The following is a 23,776-nucleotide window of genomic DNA, read 5'->3' as shown; positions in this document are numbered from 1 at the left end:
AATATACCAAATCAATACACCTCTTGTCAAGTATAATATACATTTTGTACAACAATCACTCCGCCTTCCTCACCTTGGCCGTCACCGTCTTGGTGAAATATCCCTTGGCCGAGTAGGTCGGCGACATGGTCACGCTTATGGTGTACTCCCCGGCCGGCACCGGCCTTCCCCTGTCGTCCTCCCCGTCCCAGATCAAAAAGTTCTCCCCCAGCTTTTCCCGGAACTCGTGCAGCAACTGCCGCACCGGCTGGTTCAAAGAATCCAGTATCTGAATGTTCAGGTCGGCCGGCTCGTAAAGCTGCAATACTATGGTGGCTCCGGGGTGCAGGCTGTCTATCACCGGCGGCGAGACCTGCTTGATGTACCCGTCTATCCCTATCCAGTAATACTGGGCCGACTCCCGTTCCATCACGAACACCTGCCCAAAGCGCTTCCAGACGGCGATGCCCCGGGGCGACTCGAATTCCATTTCGCTCAAGCCCTTCCGTCCGAACCCGGCCACGTATTTAAGGTTCCGGTCGAACTTGTGCACCTGGTGGTTGATCATGTCGGTGGCGTAAAGGTTTCCAAAATAGTCCAAAGCCAGGTAGGAAAAGTAGGCCCCCGGCAGTCCGATGTCGGTGTTGGCGATCCGGGCCACCAGCCGGCCCTGCTGGTCGAACTTCTGGATCCGGGCGCAGATGGAATCGGCCACGATGACGGCGGTCTCCTTAAAAAAGGTCCAGCGGTCGCCGAAGCCCTGGACTGCTATCCCAAAGGGCTCGTCCAGCACCCCCTCGCCGCCGAAGCTGAAGGTCTGCGTTCCCAGTGAGTCGAAGATCACCACTTGGTTGTGCCCGGTATCGGTGACATATAACTGCCCCCGGTTGTCCACCGCGCAGCCTTGGGGATGCAGCAAAATACCCTCGCCGATGTTGCGGGCGAACTTTAGGATTTCTTTCCGGTTCTGCAGACAGACTACCCGACTGTTGTTCAGGTCGGCCACGTAGACCTGGCCGTCCTCGGTGGCGGCGATGCCCCGCGGGGTGTGGAACTGCCCAGGCCCGCTGCCCATCTGGCCAAAGGACTTCAGGCCGCTCAGTCCCTGGTTGTAGATGATCTGGTTTCTCCCGGAGTTTACCATGTAAACGGTGACATCGTCATCGTCATCCCCGGTGCCGGTATCGTCTGTCTCCTTTAAGCGGACGCAGGCGACGCCCTGGGGATCCTCGAACCGCGATCCCCAGCCCAACAACAGCTTCAGGTAGAACGTCCCGGCCTTGTGGAACCCCATGGAATGCCCGAATGGCGGATAGACCAGCAGGGACGGCTGGTACTCCTGAGCCATTCCTATGTCTGCAAAATTTAAAAGCAGAAAAAGTATGAACGTCCAAATCAGAAAATGGGAAATGGGAAATCGTAGTTTCATAGCGGTTCGAGTAACTGTTTATAGATGTAATAGTTCTCCATCACCACTTTCACGTACTTCCTGGTCTCGGCCAGCGGGATCTCCTGCAGCAGAAAGTCCTCGTCATCCTTGTCCTTCATGGGCTTCAGCCATTCCCGCACCCGGCCCGGACCGGCATTGTAGGCCGCCAGCGCCTTCACCAGCGAGCCGTCGAACATCTTGACCATGGATGACAGGAACCTGGTACCGTAGTCGATGGAGACATCCGGATGGTACAGGGTGCGGCTGTCGAACTTCTTGATCTTGGACATCCGGGCCATGTGCTTGCCGGTCTTGGGCATCACCTGCATCAGGCCCCTGGCCCCGGACCGGGAGCGGGCCGAGGCTTCGAACTTGCTCTCCTGGCGGATCACCGCCAGCACCAGGGCCGGGTCCAGTTTTGATCCGTTCAGGCTCTGGGTTATGGAACTCAAATATTTCTGGGGATAGATCATCTGCAGCAAGCTGATCTGCAGGGAATCCGGCAGTTTTACAATGGCCTTCTGAGCCCAGTAGATGGCCTTAGCCGGCATCCCGCACAACTGGTAGGTGCGGGCCAGATAGTAATGGGAATAGGGGCTCTGCCCCGAACCCGGCTCCAGCCCCCGGGCCGCCGCCGCCGCATCCTCTAAGAAACCCATTTGGGCCAGCCTGAATGCCAGCCGGCACTGCCGGGCCGAAGGATCGTCTTCTTCCGCCGGCATCGGGCCGCCGTTTTCTTTTTTATTCCTGATCAGACCTTTCAGCAATGACGGCAGGTCAAAACTGTCGGCTGGCATTTCGCTCCAGGAACGGTAAGACAGGATGTTCTGGGCTTTAAGCCCGTAATAGCTGTAACGGTAGCTTTTGGCGGCGGTAAGATAGTAGAGAAAGGCCTTGGCGCTGTCGCCCAGTTCGCCGGAGACCCGGCCGCACCAGTAAAGGGTTTCGTCCAACCGGTCTCCGGTGGAATAGCGGCGCAGCAAAATGTTCCACTGCTCCAGGGCCACGCCTTTGTGGCCCGTCTTGTACTGGCACCACCCGTATCTGAAGGCGGCATCGTCGGCCCAGACCGAGGAAGGCTGGTATTCCGCCGTTCTTTGGTAGGTCTCCATCGCCAGTTCCGTTTTTCCCTGGCGCTCGTAACTGCGGGCCAGGGTATAGGCGGCCTCGCCCCGGTTGGGGCTTTGGGGATACAGCCGGATGAAATCGGACAACAGCTTTTGGGCCTTGGAAAATCTTTTCTTCCGGATCAACCGGTTGGCCGAGGTGATGGCGGTGCTGGATCGGGGCGGCGGCGGGGCGGTAAAAGCCGGCTTTTTGGCGGAGGTCTGCCCGGATTGAATGTATGAGACCCAGTTGCCCAGTTCTTTTATTGCCAGCTTAAAGCCTTCAGCCTTTTTGTCTTCCTCCATGCCGGAATAGCACCGGCTGAAACCCAGCAGGGCGTAGTCTTTCAGGGAAGTGTCGGCACGGGCTGCCTGGTTATATAGCGCTTCCGCGGTCTGAAAGGCTCCGGCCTTTTGGTAAAGGTAGGCCCTTTGCCAGCGGACATCAGGATCATTAGAGGGCCACAGTGTCACCGCCCGGTTCAATGTTTTCAAGGCCTGGGGATACTGCTTCAGCGAGATCAGCAGGCCGGACTTGGCATAAAAGGCCAAAGAATCAAGCCCCAGGCTGTCCAGCAGCATCAGGGCCTGCTCCGGCTCTCCGGCCTGCTGCAGGGACAAAGCCTTTTGAATGTCAGCCGGTGCGGCCGCGCCTGGCAGCGCCAGGACTGTTGACAGGAGTATGATTATGGATAAAGTTTTGATCATTCCGTTTACAAATATTTCCCTTTTAAAATTAGCCACAAAGCGGTGCAATCAGTTTGCCGAAGTGGCACCAAGCATACCCTGAGCGCGCCGAAGGGACACAAAGGATAATTTTTAAAAGATTTCCAGTTGTTTGGATTTTTCGAGGGAAAGTAATTTTAATAATCCGCGTTAATCAGCGTCCCATACGGTTCCAAAATAAAAAAGGGCTTATTGAATAAGCCCCTATTTCATTGCCTCGGCGTGGGAGAAGTCCCGCTTAAGGGCGAATTCCGGGTAGGGTGTGGTCTTGTCACTGGAGAACACCAGGTCAGCCGCCACCCGGCCCATGGCCGGGCCCAGCATAAAGCCGTGTCCGCACATCCCGGCCACCGTGTAGAATCCGTCCAGGCCGGTGCGGTCCAAAATGGGGTTGCCGTCCGGGGTGTTCTCGTAACTGCCAGCCCACTGCCGGATGACCTTCAGATCCTTCAGTCCCGGAACCAGTTTCAGCATCCGCTTGGGCATCTGGTGCAGGAACTCAAAGGTGGAATCGGCCGAATGGCCCGGCACATTGGGAACTGGGGAATAACAGCCGATGAACTGCCCGTTGTGCCTGTATTGCTGGAAATACCCTCCGTCGGCCCGGTAGTCCACCAGCATCGGGATACCAAGATACTCCACCCCCTCGGTGATCATGGCCTCGTGCCGCTCGGCCTCCACCGGGATCTCGATCCCGGCCATCTGGCCGACGTCCTTGGACCAGGGGCCGGCCGCGTTGATCACCACTCCGGCCGAGAATTCCCGGCCGCTATCGGTCTTGACACCGGTAACCTTTCCCCCCTGCTGAAGGATCTGGGATACCTTGGAAAAGGTGTGGATGCTGCCTCCGGCTTGCTTGATCTTCCCGGCGTAGCCCTGGACCACCGCAAAGGGGTAGGCCTGACCGTCCGAGGGGCAGTACGAGCCGCCCAAAAGCCCGGTGGCGTCCATTCCCGGGGCTATCTCCCGGCATTCAGCGGCATCCACCCAGCGCACGTCCTTTAGCCCCGCCGCCTGCTGTACCGCGATGTTTGACAGGAAGGCCTGTTTTTTCTCGGGGCTGTGGGCCAGGAAAAGATATCCCCCGTTGTGCCAGTGGACGTCGGTTCCCAGTTCCTGCTCCATGTTCTGAAAATGCCTGATGCTCTCCATCATCAGCCTGATGGAGCCGGACGAGGTGAACTGCTGCCTGATGCCTCCGATACAGCGCCCGGTGGAGCCGGAGCAGAGATATCCCTGCTCCACTATCGCCACCTTCAGGCCCTTTTGTGAAAGGTAGTAGCCGCAGGCCGTTCCGATGATGCCCCCGCCGATGATGACGGCGTCTGATTTGTAAGCGCTCATGTTTCCTGGTACTCCGCCAAAGTCTTTAGCGACAGGGGTTGCAGAGGGGCCCGCTGGGTGATGGGGCGCTGGGCCTCGGGTTTTTGTCTCAGTGCTCTGGCCAGCATCTGGTTGACCAGCCGGCGGCAGGTGCGCCCCTGACAGTGTCCCATCCCGGCCCGGGTCAGGCGCTTGACCTCGTCGGCGGTGGTGGCGCCCTGTTCAATGGCGGCCAGGACTTCGGACTCAGTGATGTCCTCGCAGCGACAGACTATCTTGTCGGTGTTTTTTGCCATATATTCAGATAAATTGAAAACTAATTAAATGGGAAATAGGGAGTGTTCACCTGTTTCACAGAGCAGTCTGGTTATCACTTCCTATTTCCCATTTTTCATTTTTCAGTTACTTAATGATATGTATCCAGTCGGTCAGCAGGAACTGCACCCTGCCTATCAGCAGGGATATACGGCCCATCACGGTGTTGCCAAAACTGGCCCCGAAGCCGATCATGATGAACCAGACCCCGATGTTGGCCGAGACCCTCAGCAGTCCTTTTTGTTCCCGGGAAAAGAAGAAGTAGCTCAGGGTGGATATCACCCCGAACAGGGTGACTATGCCCCAGACCAGGCCCCATCCGCCGAGCTTGAGATTGGTGGCATCGCCCAGGGCGCTCTGCATCTGCTTCAATATGTTGGTCTGAAAAGTGGGAGCCAGGCTCATTCCGCTGCTGGTGCCCAGCAACACGGCCATGGGAATGAGTATCAGCCAGGCCAGCTTTTGGCTGAAGCGGAAAAAGAACATCATGCCCAAAAGGCCGGGTATGATGAACCACCAGACGTGGTGCTGGAAAAGCGGAACGTAAAGATTGGGAACTATAGCGTTGTTCCAGTAGATCGCCACCCCGTAACCAGCCGAAATGCCCACGAACAGGTGTTCGGCAAAGCGGTAGAACGGGTTCTCCTTGTATAAAAATGAGAAGATGCATAGGGTCAGGATGGCTGCGGTCCACACCCAGGGATTGGTTGAAAATATCATTTCTTGCTCCTTACTTCTTGCTCAGGTTGTGCCGGGTCATCAAGTACCCGATGTTGCCCAGGATGATGAAGGCCATCAGCAGCAGGTGGACGATGGAGACAGCGTCCATCCCCTTGCCGGCCACCCGGGGCGCCTTGGTGTAGCCGTTCTTCTGGTTAAGATACTCGTACTCGCTGGCTCCCTTCATTCCGTTCAAAAGCCCCACCAGCTGTCCGGACTGCAGGAAGGGATAGTAGTCGGCGGTGCTGACCGCGGTACATCCCGAGCCCACGTTGGCATGATAACGGGTCCCGGCGTAGGCTATCCAGCTCTGGGTCACGGCGCTTCCGGCGATGGAGACCACGATCGGGATGTCGGCGTAGTTCCGGACGTGGGCCATCATCGGCAGGCTGTCCAGCGGAGTTCCGTAAAAGTCGGTGGGAAAAGCCTGGCGGAAGTTCTCGCCGATGGACATCATCACGATGGAATAGCCGGGCTTGAACCCCAGGAAAACGTAATCCTGGCCGTTGCGGGCCCCGTACTCGGGTGCTATCTTATTAAGGGCGGCCTCCGACAGCGCCGCTCCGTTGGGGTCCAGGGTCAGGACGATCACCCGGATCTTTTTGGCAAAACAATGCCGGATGATGGATTCCAGCATGGGCTGCAGCTCCGGCATCATCGAAGGGCTGTAATCGGCTGCAATCACCACCGGCTGGCTCTGGGGTGGTATCTTTTCGATGTAGTCGTACAGCTTTACCGTGTATTTGCCCGGCAGGGTGGGCAGGTTCATGGGTATGATCAAAGGAAGCACCACCGATAGGGCCACCAGCAGGAAGATGAACCTGCGCGGGATCTTGGTCAGTTTCTCAAATATCTTCATTTGCCGCCTCCTCCCAGCCAGCTGCGTTCAATGCCCAAAATGATTTTCAGCGAAGTAGCGGTCATTCCCAGTCCCACTCCGAACAGGATCCCCCGCTTTGAGGCCATGTTGGGGACCATCAGGATCCATTCGGCTATGTCGGGGATCTTCGACCAGAGAAGGGAGCCAAAGGGAATTACGCCCAGCATCACGATAAAACCGGAGATCAGCAGTAGCGTTGCCTCCTTGGAGCGGGCCCTGAAGGCCCGGTAGGCGGCCGAGGCCATGTAAAAGGCCAGTATGGCGAACATGGCCGAGTCCATCGGGGCTTGGACATAGAGGAACAGGGTGTTATAAAGCTGCCTCAGCGGCTCCAAGCCCTGGACCCTCCCCAGTATCCCCAGCAGGGCCATCACCGCCAATGCCACCATGGTCACGATGCTGTTCCACCAGTGCGGCTTGCGCCTTTTGATCTTGAGCGAATGATGGTTGATCAGGCTTCCGATGGCCAGCACGATGGCGAAGGCGCTGATGATAATCTCCCATTGCAGGGTGGTCTGGTAGATGTCAGTTGAGATCTGGCTGGGGATGAAGAACTGGATGAAGAAAGCCGTCCCCAGGGTCAGCACTATTATCAATGGTATCTGTCTTTTCATTTTTACTCCTTAACCTACCTTAAGAATTTTCAGGATGAAATCCCGGGCCCCGGGAAAGATCAGGGCGGTGACCAGACCGACCAGCAGCAGCACTATGACGGCCTTGCTCCAGTCCTGGCCTTTCATGGTTCCCAGCAGCATCGGCTCCCGCGAAAGATAGGCCGAGGCGGCGTATAGCTCCTCGCCGATCAGAGTATAGTCGCAGGCGGTGATGAAGAACGGCAGCTGATTGACGGCGTCGGTGCCGGCGATCTGAATGGCCCCGGTGGAGGCCCCGGTCTCAGCCAGGATCAGCGATTCGGCCCAGAACATCCCCAAAAAGAAATTGGTGGCCGGCTTCTCCCGGGTCATGATGCCGTCAACCCCGGAGGCAAAGCCCATCTGGCTGTCGGTCAGAAAGAACACCGAATCGTGGTTGTAGGCGTCGGGACGGCCGATCTCGGCGTAGGCTGACTTGACGATCTCCTGGGCCACGGTGAACACCACCGGGTCCCGGTTTGGGACCAGCAACGGAGTGTCGTACTCGGCGGCTTTCTTGGCCACCTGTCCCAGGATGTTCAGGGCAGCGATGGTGGCCACATCCGAAATGGATGAAAGGCCTGGTACGTAAAGAATGGGCCGTCCCATCTCGGTGGCCCGGCCCACCGCCTCCTCTACCGCCGCCAGCCCGGCGATCCGCCGGATGAACAGGCTCTGGCCCCGCTTGGCCCGGGTGATGAATATGATCACTATCAGGGTGAACAGGATGCAGCTGATCAGGGCGTTGATCCGGGCGGTGTTGAACCATTGTTCGCGGGCCTGGGCCGGATTGGAGACGGCGCTCAAACTGAACAGCTCAGCTCCCCTGCCTATGGCCTTGACCTGATAATAATAATCGCTGGCATTCTTGGGCACGTCCTGGTCGTCAAATTCGGTAAAGCCGTAGGGCACATAACCTGCCTTGGAAAACACCCCGTCCTGTGTCTCAGAACGCAGTATCTCATATCCTTCCACCAGGCCGTTAGCCTCGTCCGGCGATGCCTGCCAGGTGACGGTGATGGCGTTCCCGCCGTCGTTGGGTGTGTCCCCGGCTTTGACCTCCGGAGCTGGGGCAATGGCCGCCGCCGCCGGTTCGGCTGTCACGGGAATCTGCTGGGCCGGCAGGGCCAGGCACAGCGAAGCCCAAAACAGGACCAGAAGCAGCCCCGGTATTTTTTGCCTCATTAATTTTCTCCATTTGTGGTTGATTATATTTCTTGGGTGATTTTTACTCAAAGTTCAGCACAAAGTCGCATCACAAATATCAATGGATGAAATACCTGGATATATCATGCAGTTTCCGCCACAGAATGGATTAATGCTTTAGTTTCAGCCCCGATAAAGCTAAAGATCAGCGGAATCTGCGTTCATCTGCGTCCCGTTTTGATTTACTTTATCAGATGTATCCAGTCAGTGAACAGGAATTGCATCCGGGCGATCAGCAGCGAGACCCTGGCCATCACTGTGAATCCAAAGGTGGCCCCAAAGCCTATCATCACGAACCAGATCCCGATGTTGGCGGAAACCTTTAAGGCTCCCTTGTGCTCCCGGGAGAAATAGAAATAGGAGATGGTGCAGACCACCCCGGTCAGTATCAGCAGCCCCGCCATCAATCCGCTTCTGGGATCCCAAAGGTTGTTCATCATAGCGGCCCTGACCATGGTTCCCTGTATTTGCTTCAGCACGTCGGCCTCAATGGTCAGCGGGATGGACATTCCATTCCAGAAACCCAGGCTGATGGCTATGGGTATCAGGATCAGGTAATTAAGCTTGGGAATGAACCGGAAAAGATACATCATGCCCAAAGCCATCGGGATCAGGGTTATCCAGCGGTGATCCTGCAGCGGGGTCACGATATAAGGCAGGGCGTAGCTGTTCCAGTAAAGCACCAGGTAGTAGCCCACCGACAGGCCGGTGAAAAGGTGCTCGGCAAAACGGAAGACCGGGTTATCCTTGTACAGATAGGAAAATATAGCCAGGCTTAAAAGGGCGGCTATCCAGACCCAGGGATTCAAGCTCATGATTTTTATCCTCTGTCAATGAATGTTAAAGATCCTTATTTGGAGCCTTCCAGCCGGCGGGTGACAAAATATCCGATATTGCCCAGAACGATCAGCAATATTATCAGGATATGGGAATAGGCGATGGCGCTCATGGCTTTGCTGGCCATACCGGGTTTTTTGTAATAACCGTTATCCACTATCAGCTGTTCGTACTCAGCCCCGCCCTTCATTCCGCCCAGCTGCCCTATGAACTGGCCGGTCTGGAGAAAGGGATAGTTATCCGGAGCCATCACCGCGGTCTGTCCGGCCCCGATCTTGACTTTGAACTTGGTCCCGGCGTAGATCATCCAGCTTACCGGCCAGGTGGAACCCGCCAGGGAGAGCACCAGGGCGATGTCGTCATAATTGTGGATGTTGTGCATCATAGGCAGGCTGTCATAAGGGGTCTGGTAGTAGTCCAGCGGCAGGGCCCGTTTGACGTTCACCCCCATCTGCAGCATGACAATGGTGGCCCCGGGCCGGTAGCCGAAATAGCAATAATCAACTCCGTTCTTCTTATTGAATTCACTGGCTATCTGGGTCATGATGGCTTCGCCGATGGCGTCGCCCTGGGGCTGCAGACCCATTCCCACCACCTTTATCCCCTTTGCAAAACAGTGGCGCAGCACGGCACGGGCCATGGGATCAAGCTCGGCCGCCACCTGGGGATCGTAATCGAACGAAAGCAACAGGGCCCGGCCGTTGGGTTCTATCTTATCGACATGATCGTACAAGGTCCTGGTGGAATCATCCACATAGAATCTGGACTTGACGCTGAACAACAGCGGGATCAGTATGGTCACGATCAAAAGAACGAATACCAGCCTCCGGTCCAGTTTGCCGAATTTGGATAGGAATTTCAACATCTCAATACCCTCCCATCCAGTTGCGTTCGATGCCCAGGATCACCTTCAGCGAGGTGGCTGTGATGCCCAAGCCGATGCCGAAGGTTATGCCCCGCTTGGCCGCCATGTTGGGGACCTGCAGCAGCCATTCCGAAAGTTTAGGAAATCCGCTCCAAAGAGCCGCCCCCTGGGGGATCAGGCCGATCATCACTATAAAGGCCGAGATCAAAAGCAGAGTGGCTTCAAATGATTTGGCCCTAAAGGCCCGGTAGCTGGCCGAAGCCATGTAAAAGGCCAGGATGGCGAACATGGTTGACTGCATGGGGGCCAGGGTGTAATAGAATATCTTCATGTAAAAGCTGCCCTCGCGGGTGCCGCTGAAAACGGCCGACAGCACCATGAACAATGCGGCTCCCAGATAGACCACGCTGTACCCCCAGCCTTTGTTCCTGCGGTTGATCTTGATGACATGGTGCCGGACCAGGCTGTCCACCGCGATGATGGAGGCAAACACATAAAGGATCAGGTCCCATTCGATCATGGTGTTAAAGGCTACCTGGGAAGGCCTGCTGGGGATAAAGAACTGGATGATGAAGGCTATCCCCAGTATCAGCACTATAGCCAAAGGCACATTTTTTTTCATAACTATTTTGATCCTTTAATGAATGCTGAAAAGATTGTAAACGAAATCGGAACGGAAAAGCAACGCCCCGATGGTGCCCAGCAGCACCAGCAGGATGATCAGCAGCTTGCAGGCATCCTGGCCCTTAAGGCTGCCCACCAGGAGCGGTTCTTTGGACAGGTAGGCCGAGGCGGCGTAAAGCTCCTCGCCGATCAGGGTGTAGTCGCAGGCGGTGATGAAGAACGGCAGCTGGGAGATCTGGTCGGTCCCGGCTATCTGGATGGCTCCGGTGGCCGCTCCGGATTCGGCCAGCACCAGTGACTCGGCGGCATAATAGCCCATGAAAAAGTTGGTGGCCGGCTTTTCCCGGGACATGATCCCGGCCAGGGCAGCGGCATAGCCCATCTGGTCGCTGGTGATGAAATAGACCGAGTCTTCCTTGAACAGGTCGGGACGGCCGGCGCTGTTGTATCCCTCTTTCACCATTTCCCGGGCCACCGCATGGACCACCGGGTCGGCGGTGGGAACCAGCAAGGGGGTATCGTACTCGGCTGTTTTCTTGGAAATCTGCCCCAGTATGTTCAGCGCCGCCACGGTGGAAATGGAGTCTATCAGCCCGATGCCGTTGCAGTAAAGGATGGGCTTGCCCATCTCGGTGGCCCTGCCCACCGCCTCTTCCACCGCATCCAGGCCGGCGATGCGCCGGATGAACAGGTTGCCCCGGCGGGCCCAGAAGATATAAAGCATGGTGATGGAGATGAACAGGATGGTGCCGAACAAGGTATTGAGCTTGCCGGTATGGAACCAGCTTTGGCAGGTGGCGACCGGACCGGCAATGGCGCTCAAAGCGATAATGCTGTCCTCGGTCACCGCCGCTATCCGGTAATAAAAGTTTTTGCCCATGGCCTCGATGGAATTGTCCTCGTGGACATCGGTCCCCTTTGGCACCCAGGCTATCATGGCAAACGAGTCGGACGGGAATTCCGACCGTTCGATGTTATAGCCGGCAAAGCCGGGCTCGCTTTCGGAGACCGACGGCTTCCAGGTGATGATGATTATGGAACCGTCATCGTTAGGAGCATCCGCCAATTTAAGATCGGTGGGCGGCTCCAGCCCCAAAGCCAGAACGGGCATCAGCAGGCAGGCCAGCAGGATCATTTTCAGTTTGCCCATAACGTCCCTTTTGTTTATTGGTTTATATTTGTTTTTTACTAAATCAGCTACTACGCTACTAAGACATCAAGCCAAATCGTGAATTGTAAATTGTGAAGAGTCGTTTTGTGCCTTGGTGTCTTTGTGGTAAGAGGCATCAGGGAACTAGTTTAAAGAACCTGACATCCTTTTCCCTGCCCTTGGGGATGGCCAAAGTCACCAGCGGCGTCTTGTCCTGGGCCTTGGTGTTTACCACCCGGATGACTTTTGCCCGGCAGCAGTTTTTGCCTTCCCGGTCCAGCGCTTCCACAACCTGGCCCTTCTCCGGCAGGGGCAGGAACTCGTAGGGCATGGTGATGGCGCTCTCGGTCTCGGAATATTTTTGGTCTATCACGAAGATGGCCAGCCCCGGGCAGCGTGAGACGCAGATGGTACAGCCGTTGCATTTGGAGTGGTCCACCCGGGGCAGGGCGTTGATGTCCTCACCCACCACTATGGCTTTCTGGGGGCAGCTGGTCTCGCAGGGGTTGCAGGGGATCTGTTGGAAGCATTCCACGATGACCACCGGGCCTTTCTTCAGCCTTTCTTCGGAGGGCCAGGCTGCCTGGATGTCGGAGGCATCGGCCAGGCCGGTCGATTTTAGTTTTTCGGAAAGCATTTACTTGATCACTACTGTTTTCTTGGTAACTCGGTTGTTGCCTTTGTCGCGAAGTTGGTAGAAATACACCCCTGGGGCAACCTTGTGGCCGTTGGCGTCTTTGCAATTCCATTTTAGGGTATATTGGCCGGGAACTTTATTGCCCTTATCGATCAATGATATTTTCTGGCCCAGAACATTATAAATTGACAATTCGTATGTGCCGGGAGTTGTTATCTCGTAGCTTATTGATAGAAAGTTCACTGCAGGGTTTGGATATGAGCCAATTAACTTAAAACAATAATTAGACTCAAATTCAGAATCGTTTGCTAAAACACCGTTCGGTCCGTAATATTCATATATCTGCAGGCCATATAATGTATTTGCATAAATATGACCGGCACCAGAACAAATGCTTTTCATGTAATTATAAGATTCACCCATCCCAGGCTCATAATATCTTAGCGAGTAATAACCCACTTCCTGGGGATTTACTGGGACACTTGCATCAATTACCCTGATCCCGGTGCTGTCGTCCATCAGATATATTAAACTGGTATCAAAGGCGACATACCGCGCCAAACCGGGTGTGTCAAGGGAGCCTATAACCTGGGGATTAGCCGCATCACCAATGTCAACAATTGCCAAGCCCGAATCATAGTCCGCTATATAGGCATAATTTCCATTAATAATAACTCCACAAGCTGAGCCCGGCGTCAGGCAATGCCCTACTTCATAAAGACTGTCTTTGTTGGCCACGTTATATATGTAAAGGCCCTGCTGACCATTGGCGATATATGCTAAATCATTTTTAACTTCAATATCCCAAACATAATCAGTAAAAACAGTTTGACCAAGGGATATTAGACTATCAGGGTTTGATATGTCAACCACTTTCAAGTTGTTATCTGCACCAACAAAAACAGTGTTACCAGAGGCAGTGATTGACAGATAATATTCCGAAAGATAAAGTGAATCAGTTAATCGTAGCGAATCTTTTGATGAATAATCATATGCACATAACCCGCTCAGCCCATCAACAGCATAGATATAGTTTTGGTCCCAAATCACATCCTCAAATGAACGATTAATGTCATAAAATGCCGCAATCAATTTTATTTTGTTTGGGTCTACCGCATCGTAGATCTCAATCCCCCTCCCACATAAGAATACAGTATCGCTTCTTGCTATTAATTTGCTATTCCCATATGATTTTAAATCAGTAATATACGAAGCAATTTGTGGCGTATAGGGTGTTGAAATATCATATATTGATATCCCGTTAAAATCAGGAGACAAAGAACTTGCCATACATAATTTTTCACTAATGGCATCAAGATAATTGCCCCAACCTGGAGTATCCATGCTACCTAAATTTGTGATCGTTACTGGGTCAACAATCTTATTAATTGCTAAATCTAAGATACCACCGCACGCCCCATATAAAGCACTGTCTTGTATGACAAAATTGTAGCAACCCGCACCAGAACTAAAATCTGACGTAGAATAATGCACCGGATTGGCCGGATCAGCTATATCGTAAATGTTAGTATTGGAATAAAGGTAATTAGCATTTATCAATAAACCCTTGCCTGATGAACTTATGGTATTTATAGAGTCAATATAAAGTGTTTTAATATCCATTGGATTAACAACATTTAGAACATGTAGTTTCCCGTCAAAAGTAACAAACACCAGCGAATCCTTGGTAGCAACGCCACCGACAAAGCGTGAATCATAAGTGGTCACCAAGAAAGGATTGTCCGGGTCGCTTATATCAACAATATGCAATCCCCCCGTGGTTTCATCGTAAAATACTCCGGCAAACGCGTACTGAGAATTAACAGCGACAAGATTGCTCGAAGACGATAATGGGCAATACCCTTTCTTCACCGGATTATAGGGGTCGGAAACGTCAACTATCCATAAGCCAGCGTATCCGCCCATTAAATAAGCAAATGTGCCTTGAATGGTTATATCGGTTATGCGTCCGCAGTTGTACAAAGACAAAGCGCTGACCACTTTCGGTTTTGCAACCGAATCAATATTTATTATGCGGACCCCCTCGCCAAAAATACCTAAGGCGTAATCATGCCCGTCGTTCTGGAAGCATTTGACCGAATAAGATTGTCCCGAGGGATAGGAGCCCAAGGTCCTAACATACAAGCTATCGCAGGTTGTCTGGCCGTAGGCAAAGCCGCTAATGAATGGAACTAAAAGAAACAACCACCGGTATGATTTCGGTTTCATTTTATTCCCCTTGACCTTCAATTGATTTCGCTATATACAACCGGCCTAACCCGTTTCAAACAGTTTTGATCCAGCATTCCGCCAGTTTGCACTTCCCTTCTCTGGCCTTCTGCCCGAAGGGCCCGGCCCTTCTTCAGGCGTTCCTCGGAGGGCCAGGCTGCCTGGATGTCGGCGGTATCTGCTATCCCAGTTGATCTTAGTTTATCGGAAAGCATTACTTGATCACTACTGTTTTCTTTGTGACTCGGTTATTGCCTTTGTCTCGAAGTTGGTAGAAATACACCCCTGGGGCGACCTTATTTCCATTGGAGTCTTTACAATTCCATTTTAGGGTATATTTGCCCGGAACTTTATTGCCCTTGTCAATCAATGATATTTTCTGACCCAGAACATTATAAACGGAAAATTCGTATAGTCCGGGAGTTGTTATCTCGTAGCTTATTGATAGAAAGTTCACCGCAGGGTTTGGATATGAGCCAAGCAATTTAAAACGATAATTAAGCTCGTCTTCAGAATCGTTTGTTAAAACACCGTTGGGCCCGTAATATTCACATATCTGTAGTCCGTATGAAGGGGAATTTAAATAAATATGATTTTTATCAAAGGTAACTTCCTGCAACATGCTGTACCATTGGTTCATACCTTTGTCAAAATAACCCAGATAGTAATATCCGATTTGTTGTGGGTTGGCAGGGTCGCTTAAATCAATCACTTTAAGCCCAGCACTATCTTGGGCACTCCCAAAATTACTATTAACAACATACAAAATGTTCGAATCTACATCCACTTTATTTAAGTAACCATAAACATTAAAGTTGCCGACTTTTTGCGGGCTGGAAGGATCTGCAATATCAATTATTTCCAAACCTGCATCACCATTTGATACATATGCGTGGCCGTTTGACAAAACAACACCCCAGGCATAATCTGTTGTGCTATAATTGCCGACTTTATAAACACTGTCCTCATTTGACACATTAAATATATTAAGACCATCGTTATTGTTTGCCGCAAATATTAAACCATTTTGCTTTACTATATCAATAATATAGTCCTCTGTAACGTAAGTCTTAATATTACCAAAACTATCAGGATCTGATATGTCAACCATCCATAAGGTACTGTCCAAAGAGAAATAAATTGTACTGTCAGCAATAGTGAAACCATACGTCGCCCAGTTAGGCGAAGGAAAGCAAAAAGTGTCTGTTAAATGGAGGGATTCTTTTGAGGCAAAATCAAAAGCCCATATTCCGATTGGATCAGCCGCATATATATGATTTTGATACCAAGTAAGATTGTAAAAACAACGTGCCGTATCATAATAAGTAGCTATCAATTTGGGTTTGGGTGGATACACCGCATCATATATCTCAAGCCCTTTGCCGTATGCTACAATAGTATCATTGTGTACATTCACATGTCCGTTGGCTGCAAAAGGAGTCAGAGTGGGGACATATGACATCAATTGAGGGTTAAATAGTGATGATATATCGTATATTGTTATGCCGTTAAATTCCGTGGAAAGGCAGCTGGCTACGCACAGCTTTTTATTTATAGCATCAAGATAAAACACATACCCTATAGGATCATAAGTTGCCAAGTGACTAACAGTGACCGAATCTTCCAGTTTATTGACTTCCAGGTCTGCGCTTGCACCATATATGGCACTATCCCTGATCACAAAATTATAGCAGTGAATGCCGGTTCCTGAAGTAAACTCTGACGTGGGGAAATGTACCGGGTTGGCAGGATCGGTTATATTGTAAACATTGGCGTTAGCATAAAGGTAATTACCGCTTATTAACAAGGTGCCCGCAAGACCATTGGTGGAATCAATAAAGAGTGTTTTAATATCCATTGGATTAACAACATTTAGAACATGTAGTTTCCCGTCAAAAGTAACAAACACCAGCGAATCCTTGGTAGCAACGCCACCGACAAAGCGTGAATCATAAGTGGTCACCATGAAAGGATTGTCCGGGTCGCTTATATCAACAATATGCAATCCCCCCGTGGTTTCATCGTAATGTGTTCCGGCAAAAGCATATTGGGCATTAACGGTTATTAAGTTAATAGCTGTTGGTAATGGACAGTGGCCTTTCTTTACGGGATTATAAGGGTCGGATATATCAACTATCCATAAACCATCATATCCGCCCGATAAATAAGCAAATGAACCCTGAATCGTGATATCAATAATGTGCCCACAATTATATAAAGTCAAAGCGCTGACTACTTTCGGTTTTGCAATCGAATCAATATTTATTATTCGGATCCCCTCGCCGAAAACCGCCAAGGCGTAGTCGTGCCCGCCGTTCTGAAAGCATTTGACCGAATACGACTGTCCCGAGGGATAGGATCCCAAGGTCCTAACATACAAGCTATCGCGGGTGGTCTGGGCATAGGCCAAACTGCTTAAGAACAGAACGAAGAGACCCAACCACTGGAATGATCTTGGTTTCATTTTAATTTCCATTCATTTATCTATTGGCTTCGGTCCAGCCAGCCATTCTTAACTTTTCAACCTTTTGAACGTTTCAAACCTTTTATACCTATGTACGTCGGCATTCCGCCAGCTTGCACTTCCCTTCCCTGGCCTTCTGCCCGAAGGGTCCGGCTCTTAGCCCCGCCAAACGGCAGGCGGTGTCATCTATCCGGCACTGCAGTTCTTTGGAATCGCCCTTAAGGTATTTGGCCGCTCCCAGCCCGGCCAGTTCCCCCTCCAGCATGGCGGTGGAGGCTTCTTCGATCCCGGTCACGTCACCGGCGGTGAAGATCCCGGGGATGGAGGTCATCATCAGCTCGTCGTGCCAGGCCACCTGGCCGCCCAGTTCAGGTACGTAGTTCATCTGGCATCCGGCCTGCCACAGCATTTCGGTCAGGGGCGTCAGGCCCACCGCCAGGCAGATGGTGTCGCACTCTATGTTCTGCTGGCTGCCTGCAACCGGCTGCCACTGGTCGTCTATTTTGGAAATCACCGCGCCCGTCACCTGATTCTCCCCCGTTGCTTCCAGGATGGTATGCCCGGTCAGGATGGGCACCCCGGCCCGGGCGATCTTGGAGGCGTGCACCAGGTAGCCCCCGATGTTGGGCAGGCCTTCTATGATGGCCTGGACTTTGACCCCGGCCTGCATCAATTGGTAGGAGACGATCAGCCCGATGTTGCCCGAGCCGATCATCAGCACGCTTTGCCCGGGCCTGATGCCGTACACGTTCATCAGGGTCTGCACCGCACCGGCTCCGTAGACCCCCGGTAGGTCGCTTCCGGGAAAGGTGACGAAGTTCTCCGAGGCCCCGGTGGCTGCCAGCACCGCTTTGGGCTTTAAGCCGTGAAGCTTGTCGTTCTTGAGCACCGCCACCGTGCCGTCGGGATAGTAGCCCACCGCCGGGGAATTGTTCCAGACCTCTATCCCCCGTTTTTCCATCTCTCCGGCCAGCTCGATCCCGATGTCAAAGCCCCGGGTGCCGGCCCTCTCCGCCTTGCTGCCGAAGAACATATGGGTCTGCTTGATCAACTGGCCGCCCAGCTTCTGGTTCTCGTCTATCACCAGTGGCTTTAGGCCGAAGTCCGAAGCCGCCAGCGCCGCCATCAGGCCGGCCGGCCCGCCGCCGATTATCAAAAAGTCAAGAGCATTCATGAAATTGAGTATTTAGGGTATTAATGTAGTAACGTATACGAGATGCGCTCAGTCCAGGGTGATCCGGCCGCGGCCCTGCTGGCGCCTCACCTGCATACCCTCCTTTATTGGGGTGATGCAGGAAAAGACGTTGGGCACGCCGTCCACCTCCATCAAACAGGACGAGCATTTGCCGATGGCGCAAAAAAAGCCCCGGGGCCGGTTGAGCTTGACGCTGTGGCGCAATATCTTGACCCCGGCGGCATGAAGCGCAGCCGCGACGGTTTCGCCCGAAAAGCCTTCCACGGGCCGGCCCTCAAAGTAAAAAGTGACCTTGGGGCCTCTTTGAAAATCCAGAATTGGGTGGGTTTCTATCCTCATTTTTCCAAAGAAGTTGTAATGGTTTATAGCGGTATAAATTCTAATGATATCCTATTATGCCAGGCTTGTCAATAATGCCCAAGACTAATTTTGATCAGCCGTAAGCCAGCACTATCCGCTGTATTTTGGAATAGTCCTTGATGATATCTACTTTAATTCCCGGATCAGATTTTTTCAGCAGCTCCCGGACCTGGGATCCCTGCCCCTGCCCTATTTCCAGGGCCAGCAGGCCGCCGGGGTTCAAATAGTCTTTCAGTTTCTTGGAGATAAGGCGGTAGAATTTCAGTCCGTCCCGGCCCCCGTCCAGGGCCTGCCAGGGCTCGTAAAGAGAAACTTCGGGCTGCAAGGACTTCAACTGACCGGAGGGAATGTACGGGGGATTGGAGACTATGCAGTCGTAACTCTGTTTTAGATTGGGGAAAAGGTCAGCTTTAACTATTTTCACCCGGCGGGAAAGTTCGTTTGCTGCCACGTTCCTTTTGGCCAGCGCCCAGGCCCCAGGCGAGATCTCGCTGGCACAGATTTTTGCGTTTGGAAGGTTCCTGGCCAGGGCTATCGAGATGGCTCCGCTGCCGGCCCCTATATCCAGGACTGTTGACCACTCCGGCTTCCAGCGTTTGATGACCGCTTCGGCTAAAAGCTCGGTCTCGGGCCGGGGGATCAAAACGTTCCTGTTTACTTTTATCTTCAGCCCGTAGAATTCGGTCTCTCCGGTGATGTACTGCCAGGGCTTGCGGGTCTTCCGCTGGACCACCGCCCGCCTGAATTTGGACTCCAGGGCTTTGGGAACATGTTCGGAATTTTTCAGGAACAGCCGGGCCCGGCCGCATTTGAAGACAAAGGAAAGCAGGATCTCTGATTCCAGTTCCGGGCTCTCGATGCCCTTCTGTCTCAGCGCCTCAGCGCCCCATTGCAGCAGCCGGCCGATGGTCATTGTTTGATGCGTTGAATGTTTTAAGAAACTGGTGATTTTATGGGACGCTGATTAACGCAGATCGTCGCTGATTTTCCGAAAGTATCGAGGGGAAAAATATTCTTTAATTTGTGTCTTGGTGCCTTTGTGGTAGAACCCACTATTCCAGGGCCGTGGCCAGCTCCTCGGCCTGGGCCTCCTTGATCAGCCCCTCCACCAGCTGGTCAATGTGCCCCTCCAGCACCTGGTCCAGGCTGTGCAGGGTCACCCCTATCCGGTGGTCGGTCACCCGGTTCTGGGGGAAGTTGTAGGTCCGGATCTTTTCGCTGCGGTCGCCCGATTTCACCTGGCTCTTGCGGTCCAGTGCTTCCTTGGCGTGGCGTTCCTCATCGATCTTCTCCAGCACCCGGGAGCGCAGGATCTTGAGGGCCTTGGCCTTGTTCTTCATCTGGGAGCGCTCGTCCTGGCAGGCCACCACCACCCCGGTGGGAAGGTGGGTCAGGCGGACGGCGGAATAGGTGGTGTTGACGCACTGGCCGCCCGGCCCGGAGGAGCAGTAGATGTCTATCTTCAGGTCGGCGGGATTTATCTGGATGTCCACCTCCTCGGCTTCGGGCATCACCGCCACGGTGGCGGCCGAGGTGTGGATCCTCCCCGAGGCCTCGGTCCGGGGCACCCGCTGCACCCGGTGGACCCCGCTTTCGTAGCGGAACAGCCCGTAGGCCCCCTCGCCCTCCACCCCGAAGGTCACTTCCTTGAATCCGCCCAGCTGGGTGGGGTTGGAGTTCATCAGGTCTATCTTAAGGCCCTTGCGCTCGGCATAGCGGGTGTAAAGCCGGAACAGGTCCCCGGCAAAAAGCGCGGCCTCATCGCCCCCGGTGCCGGCCCGCACCTCCACGATGGCGTTCTTGAAATCGTTGGGGTCCTTGGGCACCAGCATGGCCTTGATCTCTTCCTCCAGGATTTTTAGCTTCGGCTCCAGTTCCTCCAGCTCGGCCTTGGCCATGGCGGTCATTTCGGGGTCCTCGTCGGCGGTGACCATGGCCCGGCTGTCCTCGATCTGCCGGCGCAGGCTCTTCAGCTCGTCGTATTTGGAGATGGTGGCGCCCAGGGAGCGGTGCTCCCGGGCGTAATCCCGGAACTTGGCCTGGTTGGCCAGCACCGCCGGATCGGACAGCTGTGACTCCAGCTCCCGGTATCTTTTTTCCAGTTGTTCCAGTTTATTGTCCATGATCAGTTCCGTTTTCCTTCTTTTTTGGCACTTTATTCACACAAAGACACAAAGACACTAAGGCTATTTTTTCTCCGTGTTTGAGGTAACTCTTAGTGTTCTCCCTGGCTCCGTGTGATGGGTAAATTTCTCACACCAAGACACAAAGGTACTAAGGTTATTTTTAATCTCCGTGTTTAAAGGAGATCTTTGTGTTCTCCGTGACTTTGTGTGATAAAACATTCCCTTCGTGTTCTTAGTGACTCCGTGTGATAGGTAAATTTCTCACGCCAAGACACAAAAATACTGAGAGTTATGTAATACTTCCGTTAATTACCCTTGATATTCCGTTTTTCATCAAAGCTTCGCCGAAATTCAACAAATACCCGAGTTTACACCCAGTTAGACGCAAGTATGTTAACACTTGTTTTTTATGCGCTTTACTTATGGCTTCAACAGATTTCAACTCGATTATCACTTTATTTTCTATGATCAGGTCTGCCCGAAAACCTTCTTCAAATTTTATACCTCTGCATTCGATGGGAACGATTACTTGACGGCTAACCGTTAAACCCCTTTTCTCCAATTCATGTGCCATCACCACTTCATACACTGTTTCCAGCAATCCTGGACCAAGTTCTTTATGAACAGCGACTGCGGCATCAACTACGATCTCTCCAATTTCATTTTCGTTCATAGATAGAAACCTTTCTCTCACATAAAGACGCAAAACCGCAAAGGTTTTTAATTCATCCCCGTGTTTAAAGTAATCCTTTGTGTTCTTAGTGGCTTTGTGTGATGAGGTATTCTCCTCCGTGGCTTAGTGTGAGAGAACTCAGCCTTGTCCATTGCGCTTTCTTTCCTTGGGCTTGATGTCGAATCCAATGGCGAACGGGCACAGCACATCGGCCATTTTGGGCTTCAGGGTTTCCGGGTCTATGTAATAGGCCGCCACTTTGATGAACCAGCTGTCGGTGGTGCCGGAGAGTGTACCGTCATCGTTGTATCCCCAGTATTTGTCCTTCGCCTTGTCCTTGATCTCCAGCACTATGTATATCTGGCCCGGCTTCATCCCGTCGATGTCATCATCGCTTAATTCTGTGTTATGCAGAGGATGAGAGTGAAAATCCCCTACCACGTACAGGTTTGGCAGGTTCTTGAAGAAATTGACGATCCGGGCGTATGACTTGTCCCGGGCTTTGACCCAGGTGGAATGACGCTCGGCCTTCTGGCAGGCCACGGCGTTGACCACCATGAACATGTCGCCGTCCTTGTGGCCCAGCAGCAGGCCGTAGGATTCTTTTTTATAGACCTCGATGGCCGAGACCAACAGGCCCCAGAAGGCCGATTCATTTATGAATACCTGCATCTGACAGTGGCTTGGGATTAGATGTTTGTGAATTGGAGCAGTAAACTGATTATGGTTTGTCCGACGCTGTAGTTGCGTGGGAGGAAGCCTTGGAGCAGGCAGAGCGTAGTCAGGTCAATTGAATATAACTCGCTTGTTTTTAACGAGTTACTAATTACCAAAATAACTATTAAGTATAATATAAACCAAGCCAAAAGTCAAACAAAAAAGCCGTTCCGGAATTTTCCGGAACGGCTTTTTGATCAATAATTTAATGAATGTTTACCTCGCGCCAGGCCAGCTGTTTTAGGCCGCTATTGCTGCTGTTTGATAACTCCTGTGAAACCGCTTCGCTGGAATAAAGCACATCGGCATTGCCCCTGAAGTGCATGCCGCGTCCCCGGGGCTGGCCTACTCCGCTCAGGGTCACATCCCCTTTGGCCAGCAGGGCTCCCAGAATCCAGAATTTTCCGGTCATGTCGCAGTCTGATTCGGCATAAATCAGACCCTTGAATTGCTCGGAGCCGGCAAAGAAATTCCCCTTGATCCACCATATTCCGTGAACCTGGGTGGCTCCTACATCCGCGAAGTTTACGTCGCAGTTAAATTCCACAAAACCGTTGGGATCGCCGCCGAGTTCGCCTACGCTGTTGACTGTTCTAAAGGTAAACGCGTTCTTGAAATCTATTGAATCAGCAAAGCCGAATATTTCCCATATTTGTTTTAACGGAGGTTCTGTGGTTGATAATGGCTCGGGGTAGCCGAAGGCTCCGCCGTTGTTCCCGTTTCCTGGCTGATCGATCACATCACCGGAAGTGGTGATGGCCTTCAGGCAGCCTGCCGCGCTGTCTCCGGCCGGGGTCCGGTTGGGATCGCATAATTCGTAGGGTATGCAGGGGAATTGATTCGCGCCCTTTTTAACTCCTGTTCCCCAGGGAGTATTGATGCTATGGTTATGACCACAGGCGCAGAAGAAGCCGGTCTTGAATACTCCGGCATCGCAGGCCACTGCTGCGTTAGTGGCAAAGGTAAATCTCTGCTGGGTCAGGTTCACTTCCACCGAACGTCTGACATTGCCCACCATCCCGGTGCTCCGGGCAATATAGACCGGCGAATGGTTAAGACTGGGAGCGCTGTAGGAAGGCCCGACCACCAGGGTTTCGGCTCCGGTGGCATGATTGTAGTAATAAATTCCGGTCCCGGCTTCGTCGGTCTTGTAGCGCACCGTCAGGGCATAGATGGTATCAGGGTTGTTGTCCCATTGGCTTACCGAGTACTGCAGGCCGGAGCCATCCGGCTGGATGGAGGAATAGTACACCACATTGGACCCGGAGGCAGCGGTCGGCAGGTCGTCCGAATCCACCAATTTCGCTTGCCAACTGGCGCTGCCGGGGTTTGTCCCCTCACCGATGAAATTGGCCGAGCTGGTGCCGACTCCGATCCGGGCGGCAGCCTCGCTGATCCCGGCCTCGGCCACGTTCAGGGCCTCTATGTAACGCACCTGGTTCCCGCCCATCTTCTGCTCGTTGGTGATGGTCAGCATGAATCCGGCCACCATTACCGACATCACCAGAATAAGCATCAGCGATATTACCAGGGCTATGCCCTTTTCCTGTTTAATGATGTTCTTCATTTTAGTTTCTCCTTTT

22 protein-coding genes are annotated in these 23,776 nt (G+C 52.7%); all 22 read right to left on the bottom strand.

Annotated features, from left to right (window positions below; genetic code table 11):
• Positions 1 to 55: 55 nt before the first annotated feature.
• The 22 genes from HZA73_06275 to HZA73_06170 all read right to left on the bottom strand — a co-directional run bounded on the left by HZA73_06275 (position 56) and on the right by HZA73_06170 (position 23,760).
• Positions 56 to 1,327 (bottom strand): hypothetical protein, encoded by a 1,272-nt coding sequence (locus tag HZA73_06275; protein ID MBI5805636.1) that lies wholly within the window; start codon positions 1,325 to 1,327, stop codon positions 56 to 58.
• Between the two features lie 77 nt (positions 1,328 to 1,404).
• The gene (locus tag HZA73_06270) at positions 1,405 to 3,222 is read right to left on the bottom strand and encodes a transglycosylase SLT domain-containing protein (GenBank protein ID MBI5805635.1); all 1,818 of its coding nucleotides are present in this window, start codon (positions 3,220 to 3,222) and stop codon (positions 1,405 to 1,407) included.
• Positions 3,223 to 3,444: 222 nt separating this feature from the next.
• Positions 3,445 to 4,584, bottom strand: a complete 1,140-nt coding sequence (locus HZA73_06265; protein ID MBI5805634.1) for an FAD-binding oxidoreductase — start codon at positions 4,582 to 4,584, stop codon at positions 3,445 to 3,447.
• Positions 4,581 to 4,859 carry a (2Fe-2S)-binding protein gene (locus HZA73_06260; protein MBI5805633.1) on the bottom strand — a complete coding sequence of 93 codons (279 nt, stop codon included), beginning with the start codon at positions 4,857 to 4,859 and terminating at the stop codon, positions 4,581 to 4,583. Before HZA73_06260 ends, HZA73_06265 begins: the two co-directional genes overlap by 4 nt.
• A gap of 106 nt (positions 4,860 to 4,965) precedes the next feature.
• On the bottom strand, positions 4,966 to 5,598 hold the full coding sequence (locus HZA73_06255) for a hypothetical protein (protein MBI5805632.1): 633 nt from the start codon (positions 5,596 to 5,598) through the stop codon (positions 4,966 to 4,968).
• 10 nt (positions 5,599 to 5,608) lie between these two features.
• A complete protein-coding gene (locus tag HZA73_06250; protein MBI5805631.1) occupies positions 5,609 to 6,457 on the bottom strand; it encodes a hypothetical protein in 849 nt (282 codons plus the stop codon).
• Complete coding sequence (locus tag HZA73_06245; protein MBI5805630.1) at positions 6,454 to 7,092, bottom strand: hypothetical protein; 639 nt, start codon at positions 7,090 to 7,092, stop codon at positions 6,454 to 6,456. The genes HZA73_06250 and HZA73_06245 overlap by 4 nt, the downstream gene beginning before the upstream one ends.
• A 9-nt stretch (positions 7,093 to 7,101) precedes the next feature.
• The gene (locus tag HZA73_06240) at positions 7,102 to 7,860 is read right to left on the bottom strand and encodes a hypothetical protein (protein MBI5805629.1); all 759 of its coding nucleotides are present in this window, start codon (positions 7,858 to 7,860) and stop codon (positions 7,102 to 7,104) included.
• A 638-nt stretch (positions 7,861 to 8,498) separates the two neighbouring features.
• Positions 8,499 to 9,131 (bottom strand): hypothetical protein, encoded by a 633-nt coding sequence (locus HZA73_06235; GenBank protein MBI5805628.1) that lies wholly within the window; start codon positions 9,129 to 9,131, stop codon positions 8,499 to 8,501.
• Positions 9,132 to 9,166: 35 nt separating this feature from the next.
• A complete protein-coding gene (locus HZA73_06230) occupies positions 9,167 to 10,018 on the bottom strand; it encodes a hypothetical protein (GenBank protein ID MBI5805627.1) in 852 nt (283 codons plus the stop codon).
• Position 10,019: 1 nt separating this feature from the next.
• Complete coding sequence (locus HZA73_06225) at positions 10,020 to 10,640, bottom strand: hypothetical protein (protein MBI5805626.1); 621 nt, start codon at positions 10,638 to 10,640, stop codon at positions 10,020 to 10,022.
• Positions 10,641 to 10,655: 15 nt separating this feature from the next.
• Positions 10,656 to 11,792, bottom strand: a complete 1,137-nt coding sequence (locus HZA73_06220) for a hypothetical protein (GenBank protein ID MBI5805625.1) — start codon at positions 11,790 to 11,792, stop codon at positions 10,656 to 10,658.
• Positions 11,793 to 11,928: 136 nt separating this feature from the next.
• Positions 11,929 to 12,429, bottom strand: a complete 501-nt coding sequence (locus HZA73_06215; GenBank protein MBI5805624.1) for a 4Fe-4S binding protein — start codon at positions 12,427 to 12,429, stop codon at positions 11,929 to 11,931.
• Positions 12,430 to 14,658: a T9SS type A sorting domain-containing protein gene (locus tag HZA73_06210; GenBank protein MBI5805623.1), complete on the bottom strand. Its 2,229-nt coding sequence runs from the start codon at positions 14,656 to 14,658 to the stop codon at positions 12,430 to 12,432.
• A gap of 214 nt (positions 14,659 to 14,872) precedes the next feature.
• Positions 14,873 to 17,122, bottom strand: coding sequence for a T9SS type A sorting domain-containing protein (locus HZA73_06205; protein ID MBI5805622.1), 2,250 nt, complete (start codon positions 17,120 to 17,122; stop codon positions 14,873 to 14,875).
• An 88-nt stretch (positions 17,123 to 17,210) separates the two neighbouring features.
• Positions 17,211 to 18,296, bottom strand: a complete 1,086-nt coding sequence (locus tag HZA73_06200) for an FAD-dependent oxidoreductase (GenBank protein MBI5805621.1) — start codon at positions 18,294 to 18,296, stop codon at positions 17,211 to 17,213.
• A gap of 48 nt (positions 18,297 to 18,344) precedes the next feature.
• Positions 18,345 to 18,656, bottom strand: a complete 312-nt coding sequence (locus HZA73_06195; GenBank protein ID MBI5805620.1) for a (2Fe-2S)-binding protein — start codon at positions 18,654 to 18,656, stop codon at positions 18,345 to 18,347.
• A 94-nt stretch (positions 18,657 to 18,750) separates the two neighbouring features.
• Positions 18,751 to 19,590: a peptide chain release factor N(5)-glutamine methyltransferase gene (gene prmC / locus HZA73_06190; GenBank protein MBI5805619.1), complete on the bottom strand. Its 840-nt coding sequence runs from the start codon at positions 19,588 to 19,590 to the stop codon at positions 18,751 to 18,753.
• Positions 19,591 to 19,729: 139 nt separating this feature from the next.
• Positions 19,730 to 20,800, bottom strand: a complete 1,071-nt coding sequence (prfA, locus tag HZA73_06185) for a peptide chain release factor 1 (GenBank protein MBI5805618.1) — start codon at positions 20,798 to 20,800, stop codon at positions 19,730 to 19,732.
• Between the two features lie 292 nt (positions 20,801 to 21,092).
• Positions 21,093 to 21,476: a GxxExxY protein gene (locus HZA73_06180; GenBank protein ID MBI5805617.1), complete on the bottom strand. Its 384-nt coding sequence runs from the start codon at positions 21,474 to 21,476 to the stop codon at positions 21,093 to 21,095.
• Between the two features lie 138 nt (positions 21,477 to 21,614).
• The gene (locus HZA73_06175; GenBank protein MBI5805616.1) at positions 21,615 to 22,148 is read right to left on the bottom strand and encodes a Mov34/MPN/PAD-1 family protein; all 534 of its coding nucleotides are present in this window, start codon (positions 22,146 to 22,148) and stop codon (positions 21,615 to 21,617) included.
• 250 nt (positions 22,149 to 22,398) lie between these two features.
• Positions 22,399 to 23,760, bottom strand: a complete 1,362-nt coding sequence (locus HZA73_06170) for a pilus assembly PilX N-terminal domain-containing protein (GenBank protein ID MBI5805615.1) — start codon at positions 23,758 to 23,760, stop codon at positions 22,399 to 22,401.
• Positions 23,761 to 23,776: the final 16 nt, after the last annotated feature.

This window comes from candidate division TA06 bacterium, assembly GCA_016235665.1.
In the GTDB taxonomy this organism is placed as follows: domain Bacteria; phylum Edwardsbacteria; class AC1; order AC1; family EtOH8; genus UBA5202.
Note: the sequence above shows the minus strand (reverse complement) of the source record. Positions and strands in the feature narration are given on the sequence as shown.